The organism is uncultured Hymenobacter sp. (genome assembly GCF_964242765.1).
Taxonomy (GTDB): Bacteria; Bacteroidota; Bacteroidia; order Cytophagales; family Hymenobacteraceae; genus Hymenobacter.
This window is the reverse complement of the sequence record NZ_CAXTBM010000120.1, coordinates 1-7978: the sequence shown is the minus strand read 5'-3', so window position 1 is coordinate 7978 and position 7978 is coordinate 1. Positions and strand designations below refer to the sequence as shown.

Annotated in this window: 7 protein-coding genes; 2 read left to right on the top strand and 5 right to left on the bottom strand. The window is 56.1% G+C overall.

Going from position 1 to position 7978, the window contains the following annotated elements; all coding sequences use genetic code 11:
- Positions 1 to 71: 71 nt before the first annotated feature.
- Positions 72 to 1595 carry a xylulokinase gene (locus ACFE7X_RS24590; protein WP_375438325.1) on the bottom strand — a complete coding sequence of 508 codons (1524 nt, stop codon included), beginning with the start codon at positions 1593 to 1595 and terminating at the stop codon, positions 72 to 74.
- 479 nt (positions 1596 to 2074) lie between these two features.
- Between ACFE7X_RS24590 and ACFE7X_RS24585 the strand changes: the two genes are divergently transcribed.
- Both ACFE7X_RS24585 and ACFE7X_RS24580 read left to right on the top strand, forming a co-directional pair.
- The gene (locus ACFE7X_RS24585; RefSeq protein WP_375438324.1) at positions 2075 to 2935 is read left to right on the top strand and encodes a dienelactone hydrolase family protein; all 861 of its coding nucleotides are present in this window, start codon (positions 2075 to 2077) and stop codon (positions 2933 to 2935) included.
- A gap of 43 nt (positions 2936 to 2978) precedes the next feature.
- Positions 2979 to 3620, top strand: coding sequence for a hypothetical protein (locus tag ACFE7X_RS24580; protein WP_375438323.1), 642 nt, complete (start codon positions 2979 to 2981; stop codon positions 3618 to 3620).
- A gap of 133 nt (positions 3621 to 3753) precedes the next feature.
- On the opposite strand, the gene ilvA is transcribed toward ACFE7X_RS24580, so the two are convergent.
- The 4 genes from ilvA to ACFE7X_RS24560 form a co-directional block, all read right to left on the bottom strand.
- Positions 3754 to 5022, bottom strand: coding sequence for a threonine ammonia-lyase IlvA (gene ilvA, locus ACFE7X_RS24575; protein WP_375438322.1), 1269 nt, complete (start codon positions 5020 to 5022; stop codon positions 3754 to 3756).
- Positions 5023 to 5188: 166 nt separating this feature from the next.
- Positions 5189 to 6256: a ketol-acid reductoisomerase gene (gene ilvC / locus ACFE7X_RS24570; RefSeq protein ID WP_375438321.1), complete on the bottom strand. Its 1068-nt coding sequence runs from the start codon at positions 6254 to 6256 to the stop codon at positions 5189 to 5191.
- 70 nt (positions 6257 to 6326) lie between these two features.
- A complete protein-coding gene (ilvN, locus tag ACFE7X_RS24565; protein ID WP_375438320.1) occupies positions 6327 to 6935 on the bottom strand; it encodes an acetolactate synthase small subunit in 609 nt (202 codons plus the stop codon).
- A 123-nt stretch (positions 6936 to 7058) separates the two neighbouring features.
- Positions 7059 to 7978 (bottom strand): thiamine pyrophosphate-binding protein (locus ACFE7X_RS24560; RefSeq protein WP_375438319.1); only part of this gene is annotated, 920 nt, incomplete at its 5' end.

Genomic DNA, 7978 nt, shown 5'->3' with positions numbered 1-7978 from the left:
TGAAGGCCAGCGGGTTGTCGGACTCGCGCCCCTCAAAGTGAATCGGGCCGATACCGGTGAAGAATTCCGTTTTAGACAGCGTGTTGGTTGACATGGAAAGGAGTAGTAGAGGTGAGAATTTGTTGCGTAAGGGTGCGGTGCCAACGGGCATACGCACTTTGATACTGCTCTTGTAGGTCGGGCGTGGGCTCCAGGGTAAGGATTCGCTCCAGACTACCAAAGGCTTCTGTAGGGCTAGCGTACACGCCTGCGCCAATACCGGCGCCCCGAGCTGCTCCCTGCGCGGCATCGGTGTTGTAGAGTTCCAGCGTCACGTTGCTGGTATTTACGAAGGCCTCGCGGAATACCGGGCTCAGGAACATATTAGCGCTGCCAGCCCGCACTTTCTGCACTTGTACGCCCATGCCCCGCATGATGTCGAGGCCATAGTTGAAGGCAAATACAATACCTTCCTGGGCTGCCCGCAGCACGTGGGCCCGCGAGTGCCGGTTGAAGCTGAGCCCGTGCAGTTCCGCTTCGGTCGGTCGGTTTTCTAGAATCCGCTCGGCCCCGTTGCCAAACGGCAAAAACAGCAACCCCTCGGCCCCTATTGGCGCCTGAGTTGCCAACTGGTTCATTTCGTCGTAAGGCAATTCGCCGACTACTTTGCGCAGCCAGCTATTAAGAATGCCGGTACCGTTTACGCACATCAGCACGCCGTTGCGCGGTTGCGCCTCCGTACTGTTGACGTGTACGAACGTGTTGACGCGCGAACGGGAATCGGAAACGGGCGTTTCGCTGATGCCGTACACCACGCCGCTCGTGCCGGCCGTAGCAGCTATTTCGCCGGCGTGCAACACGTTCAGCGAGAAGGCATTGTTGGGCTGGTCGCCAGCGCGGTAGCTAATAGGAGTGCCAGCGTGCAGGCCTAGTTCTTGCGCGGCGGCGGGCGTCAGGCGGCCGTGTTCCGCGAACGTATCAACCACTTCCGGTAGCAAGTCGCGGTTGAGGCCGTAGTAATCGAGCAAGCCTTGGGCAATGTTATGCTCGCGGAAGTTCCAGAACACGCCTTCCGACAAACCGGAAACGGTGGTTTGAAACTGCCCCGTCATTTGATACGCAATGTAGTCGCCGGGCAATTGGATCTTGTGGATTCTCTCGTAGACAGCCGGCTCGTTTTCTTTCACCCACTTCAATTTGGAGGCCGTGAAATTGCCGGGCGAGTTCAGCAAGTACTGCAAGCAATATTCCTCTCCTAATTCCGCGAAGGCTTGATTGCCGTAGTCCACGGCCCGGCTGTCGCACCAGATAATAGCCGGGCGCAGCACTTGTCCTTCCTTATCGAGCAATATTAGCCCATGCATCTGATAGGTGATGCCAATACCAGCCACCAAAGTGGGGTCGAAGCTGAATTTAGCTTTCAACTGATTGGTAGCGTTGATGGCTTCCTGCCACCATCGTTCTGGTTCCTGCTCGGCCCACCCAGCAGCCTTGGCTACGATTTCCATTTCCTGCGCCGGCGACGTGGCGCTGGCCAGACACTTGCCAGTCTCCACACTAAGCAGCGCTACTTTGATGGAGGAGCTGCCGATATCGTATCCGAGCAAGTATTTCATATGAAGAGGCAAAAGCAATAATGGGAAGGGTGGTGGTGCAAGAAACGAAGCCTACTAGCAGTCCATACTCTAGAGTCTGGATGAAGGACAAGGCTATACGGCTTCAACATCTAGAAGGCAATCCAGGCGAAATATACCGCAACTCCACCAACGACAACGCCACCAATTTCAGTTATTGAATCAACTACGCAAACAAATCTATCACAACCGTTTCCGGTAACGATTTCAGGAAATAGCTTAGCTGGAATTCTATTATCCAACAAATTTCAGGCTGAGCACAAATCCCTCTTGTTTACATAACTGCTTTCCGGGTAGCTTAGCAGTTGCGGACCTAGCTTCCTCCCGACGCTTTTAAAACTTGCCGGCCGACTCGTTCACAACTGAAGGCAAGGCTTAGGCTTGCTAGTTTTCTAGACAAGCGCCAAGGTCTATAAAGCCTGAACCTTATTTCTTCTACGTAATTCCCTCAAATCTGTCCTATGGACCAGTGCATCATCAACCTCTTCGACGAGTATACCCACGCCCCCCTCAGCCGCCGCGACTTCCTGGACCGTCTGCACAAACTAACTGGTGGCGCGGCCATGGCGGCAGCGGCACTAGCGGTATTGGAACCCGGTTACGCCCAAGCCGCCACCGTGCCCGAGCAAACCGACGACCTAGTAACGGAAGAAGTAACGTGGCCCGGCGACGCCGGCGTGACCATGAAAGGTTACTTGGTGCACCCGAAGAGTAAGAAGAAATTAGGTTCTGTAGTAGTAATTCACGAAAACCGGGGCCTCACGCCCCATATTAAGGACGTAACGCGCCGCGTAGCGCAGGCGGGCTACCTGGCTTTGGGCGTTGATGCCTTGTCAGTGTTTGGCGGTACGCCGACCAATGAGGACGAAGGCCGCACGATGATTGGTAAGCTCGACAAGCAACAAAACCTGAACAACTACCTTGCGGCCCTCACTTACTTGCGTGGCCGCAAGGATAGCAATGGCAAAACTGGCTGCGTCGGCTTCTGCTGGGGCGGCGCTATGGCCAACAGCCTAGCCGTAGCCGACCCCAAGCTGAACGCCGCCGTGGCTTATTACGGCACCCAACCCAAGGCCGAAGATGCACCCAAAATCAAGGCTGCCCTCCTACTGCACTATGCTGGCCTCGATGAGCGGGTGAATGCCGGCAAAGACGTTTACGAAGCGGCCCTGAAAGCCAACAACATCAAGTACGAGCAGTACATCTATGAAGGCGCCAACCACGCCTTCAACAACGACTCCTCCCCCGCCCGCTACAATCCCGAAGCCGCCAAACTCGCCTGGGACCGGACGCTGAAGCTGTTCAAGGAGAAGCTGGCATAAGCGGCCAGGCTTCAATGGCGCGTTAAATATTCAAACCTCTTGCATGGTACTTGCCCTAATTACTCGCCAAAGCAATTGTCTGCTGCTTGGGTTATCGATATTAATGGGCTGCGGTGATAAAGTGATGGAAACACGAGTTGTTACCAGCAAGGAAGCAAGTCCCTCCGTGCCGAACATCAACACAGAAGAAGTGGCACCTTCTATCAACTCCACCAACGTGGAATATCTGAAATGGGATACAGCCACTCTCAACGGCCGGCTACCGATGATGAGCACCAAAAAGGCTATGATTAAGGAGCTAGGTCCGCTCGATAGTCTGATAGCCGTAGATGTAAATGAGGGTTGTGGCTATTACTTCGATCAACCTCATCAAAACGCCTACATGAAGTTGACCGACTTCGAAGTCTGCGGTGATACCGCTGTTATTCGTACCATTAGCTTTCAACATGAGCCGCAGCTGACGTTACAAACGGGTAACATTCGTCTGAGTTCGAAAACCACTTTGTTGGAACTGGCTAAAACCTTCCCAATGGCAGTGAAAGGTCAAAGCGAAATGAATGTTTCTGAGCTAGGAAAAGTAATAGCTGTGAGCCTAGCGACAGGTTCGATTGTAACGGATGACTCCTGGCTACTGTTTTTTCAACGAGGAAAACTTGTACGCATAGACTATTTCATACCATGTTAACAATTTATGCTGTACCGTTGCTGGCTGTGGCACTAGTTTCTTGAGGTTTCTTCTCATTACTCCATAAACAAGCTACCCCGCTGAGAACCTCGGCGGGGTAGCTTGTTTATGGAGTAATGAGAAACGTCTGTTCCTACACCAGCAACGCCAGCAAATCCTGCTTGCCATTCAAATACTCGAAAGCAAATCCTTCTTCCACCATGCGGGCTTTGATGCCTTCTACATCGTGGGGTTGTTTGACTTCGACGCCGATGAAAACGGGGCCTTTTTCTTTGTTGTTCTTCTTGATGTACTGAAACTGGATGATGTCGTCGCCCTCGTGTAGCACGTTGTTGACGAAGCGGCGGAGGGCGCCGGGGGCTTGGTTGAAGGTCACCATGAAGTAGTGCTTGAGGCCCTGGTGCTGCATGGCGCGCTCCTTGATATCCTCCATGCGGGTGATGTCGTTGTTGGAGCCGCTGACCACGCACACCACCGTCTTGCCCTTAATTTGCTCCCGGAACTGGTGCAGCGCCGAGATGGTGAGCGTACCGGCCGGTTCGAGCACGATGCCCTCTTCGTTGTACATCTTCAGCAAGTCCTGGCAGATTTGGCCTTCCGGCACCAACACTACTTCGTCCAGCAGTTCGCGGCAAATTTCGTAGGTGAGCTGGCCGGGGCACTTCACGGCCGCACCGTCCACGAAGCTGTCGATGCTGGCTAGGGCCGCGTGCTGATTGCCGCGGATGGCAGAGTACATGGAAGGCGCACCCAAGGGCTGTACGCCGATGAGCTTGGTTTTCGGGCTGAGTTGCCGGAACACGCTGGCCACACCCGACGCTAGTCCGCCGCCGCCGATGGGCATGAAGCAGTAGTCGATAGGTACGGTGGCGGCTTTCAGGATTTCCAGGCCTACGGTGGCTTGGCCTTCTACAATGGCGAGGTCATCGAAGGGATGGATGAAGGTGCTGCCCCGCTCGTCGCAGAACTCGCGGGCCGAGCGGAACGAGTCGTCGAAGCTGGCGCCGGTGAGGACCACTTCCACGTATTCTTTGCCGAAGAGCCGCACTTTGTCCACCTTTTGGGCGGGCGTTTGGGCGGGCATGAAAATGTAGCCTTTCAAGCCGAGCATCTGGCAGGCATAGGCAACGCCTTGCGCGTGGTTGCCGGCGCTGGCGCACACTATTTCCCTCTCCCCGCTAATAGGCGGCAGCGTGAGCATCTTGTGGTAGGCGCCCCGAATCTTGTAGGAGCGCACCACTTGCAAATCCTCCCGCTTCAGCAACACCGTCGCGTCGTAGGTACGCGAGAGGCCGTGGTTTTGCAGCAGCGGGGTTTTGTAGATGACGCCTTTCAGGTTGCGCGCGGCCTGCTCCACATTTTCCAGCGTGACGGCCAGCGGCGCGGCTACTTCATTTTCCATGTCCTTCGTGTTTAATGTGCCAGGCTGTAGAGACGCGACACTTCGCGTCTCGTCGTTGCTGACGTTTGCAACACCGAGCCTAGTTGCTACTTCTGCTAAGGTGCGACATCAATCGTTCAACGCCGAGACGCGAAGTATCGCGTCTCTACATCAGGCCAGTACGCTACTAGCTCAACTCTTCCACTTTTTCAGCGGCCTTCGAGCGGAGCTGACGCACGGTGGCGCCGGTCTGCCACAGTTCAGAGTCGCGCACTTCTTTGAGCTCGGTTTCCAACTCCGAGCGGTAGTTCGGGGTGGTGCCACGCTCGATGGTGCGACGCGCTTCCTCACCGCTGGCCACGCTGTCGTATAGCTCATTCAGGACGGGCAGGGTAGCTTCGCGGAACCGGCCTTTCCAGTCGAGGGCGCCGCGCTGTGCGGTTACCGAGCAGTTGCTGAACATCCAGTCCATGCCGTTTTCGCCTACCAGTGGCACGAGGCTTTGGGTGAGTTCTTCTACAGTTTCGTTGAAAGCCTCCGAAGGCGAGTGGCCACGCTGGCGCAACACCTGGTACTGCGCCTCGATGATGCCCGCCAAAGCACCCATCAGCACGCCCCGCTCGCCGGTGAGGTCGGAATATACTTCCTTCTTGAAGTCGGTTTCAAAGAGGTAGCCTGAGCCAACACCGATGCCCATCGCCACCACTTTTTCGCGGGCCTTGCCCGTGGCATCCTGGTACACCGCAAACGATGAGTTGAGGCCACCGCCGGCCACGAATAAGCGGCGCAGGCTGGTGCCGCTGCCCTTGGGCGCTACCAAAATTACGTCCACATCGGCAGGTGGGATGATGTTGGTTTGGTCATTGAACGTGATACCGAAGCCGTGCGAGAAGTACAGCGTTTTGCCGGGCGTCAACTTGGCTTTCAGCGTAGGCCACAGCGCAATTTGGCCGGCATCGGAGAGCAGGTTGCAGATGATGGTGCCACGCTCCGCCGCTTCCTCAATCGAGAACAGCGTTTCGCCTTCCACCCAACCATCTTTCAGCGCCCGCTCCCACGACGGAGAATCTTCGCGCTGACCAACAATAACGTTGAACCCGTTGTCGCGCATGTTGAGCGCCTGGCCGGGACCCTGCACCCCGTACCCGATAACGGCAATAGTTTCGTCCTTGAGAACGTCCAGCGCCTTTTCCAGGGGAAATTCCTCGCGGGTAACTACGTTTTCGTCTACTCCGCCAAAATTGATTTGTGCCATTTTGCTGTGGGCTATTAAGGGTGAATGTGTGTTGTTTTCTTTGCTGAATCAGGCCGGTTTGCGGCGGGTTCTACATCGTGAATACCTTGCTGCGGCTGTTCAGAAACTCGTTTTCGGCGGGTTCGGCGCTGGGCTCGGTCCGCTCGAACTCGCGAAGTTTGCTGTTGAAACCGTCGCTGGCCTTGATGATGGCGATGCGGGCGCTGCGCACGAATTCGATGAGTCCGTAAGGTTGCAGCACCCGAATGAGGTTGTCGGTTTCCTCGCGGTGGCCGGTGGTTTCGAAAACCGTGTAGTCTCTGCGAATTACCACGGCGCGGGCGCCGTTTTCGCGAAGCAGGCGCTCCACGATGGCTTTCTCGGCAATGACATCGGTAGGCACTTTGTAGAGCGCCATTTCCTGCCAAATCACGTCGGCGTTGGTATTGCAATAGACCTTCAGCACCTCAATTTGCTTCTCAATCTGTCCGGCCAGCTTGCTCACCACTTCCTCGGTTTCGTTGATAACGATGTTGAAGCGATGAATACCTTCCACCTCGGAAGGCGACACATTGAGGCTCTCTATGTTGATTTTGCGACGCGAGAAAATGATGGCAATGCGGTTCAGCAGCCCCACTTGGTTCTCGGTGTACGCCGTGATGTTGTATTCCTGCCGGTCGATGGATGGTTGCTGACTCATGAGTTTGTAGGTCATGTAGAGACGCGACACTTCGCGTCTCCTCGTTGCTGACGTTGTTTAGACTAAGCGTCCAGACGGCGCGGACACCGAGACGCGAAGTGTCGCGTCTCTACAGTCGTTCCGCTACCGCAGCCGGATTTCGGCTACGCTGCACCCTTGGGGCACCATGGGGAAGATGTTATTCTCTTTCGACACCATGACTTCCAGCAGGAAAGAGCCGGGGTGCTCCAGCATCTGTTGCAGGGTTTGCTTCAGCTCGGCGCGAGCCTCTACCCGTTTGCCGGCAATTCTGTAGCCGCTAGCTACAGTCACGTAATCGGGGCTGGCAATGTCCACGAAGGAGTAGCGCCGGTCGTTGAATAGCTCCTGCCACTGCCGCACCATGCCGAGGAAGCGGTTGTTGAGGATGATAATTTTCACATCGACGCCGGTTTGCATGATGGTGCCGAGTTCCTGAATGGTCATCTGCACGCCTCCGTCGCCGATGATGGCTACTACCGGGCGGTGCGGGGCACCGAACTTGGCGCCGATGGCGGCAGGCAGCGCGAAACCCATGGTACCGAGGCCGCCGCTGGTAATGTTGCTGCGCGTGTTGTTGAGCTTGGCGTAGCGGCAGGCCACCATCTGGTGCTGGCCCACGTCGGTCACGATAATCGCCTCACCTTGTGTCAATTCGTTGAGCTGCTGGATGACTTCGCCCATGGTCAGCTCCTCGCTGGTCGGGAACAGTTCCTCGCGAATAACGGCGTCCACTTCCTGCTCCATGTGCACCCGAAACCGCTCGTGCCACTCGGGGTGCAGCTTAGCCTCGACTAGCGCCGTGAGTTGCGGCAGCGTCTCTTTGCAGTCGCCCCACACGGGCACGGTAGCCGCCACGTTCTTACCGATTTCGGTGGGGTCGATGTCGAGGTGAATGACTTTGGCTTGCTTGGCGTACTTGTCGAGGCGGCCGGTTACCCGGTCGTCGAAACGCATGCCGATGGCAATGAGCACGTCGCACTCGTTGGTGAGGACGTTGGGGCCGTAGTTGCCGTGCATCCCGA

What these genes read in the sequence shown, in the direction of transcription:
- ilvA (WP_375438322.1), bottom strand. Translation starts at nt 5,022, where the DNA reads ATGGAAAATGAAGTAGCCGCGCCGCTGGCCGTCACGCTGGAAAATGTG.
- ilvC (WP_375438321.1), bottom strand. Translation starts at nt 6,256, where the DNA reads ATGGCACAAATCAATTTTGGCGGAGTAGACGAAAACGTAGTTACCCGC.
- ACFE7X_RS24590 (WP_375438325.1), bottom strand. Translation starts at nt 1,595, where the DNA reads ATGAAATACTTGCTCGGATACGATATCGGCAGCTCCTCCATCAAAGTA.
- ilvN (WP_375438320.1), bottom strand. Translation starts at nt 6,935, where the DNA reads ATGAGTCAGCAACCATCCATCGACCGGCAGGAATACAACATCACGGCG.
- ACFE7X_RS24580 (WP_375438323.1), top strand. Translation starts at nt 2,979, where the DNA reads ATGGTACTTGCCCTAATTACTCGCCAAAGCAATTGTCTGCTGCTTGGG.
- ACFE7X_RS24585 (WP_375438324.1), top strand. Translation starts at nt 2,075, where the DNA reads ATGGACCAGTGCATCATCAACCTCTTCGACGAGTATACCCACGCCCCC.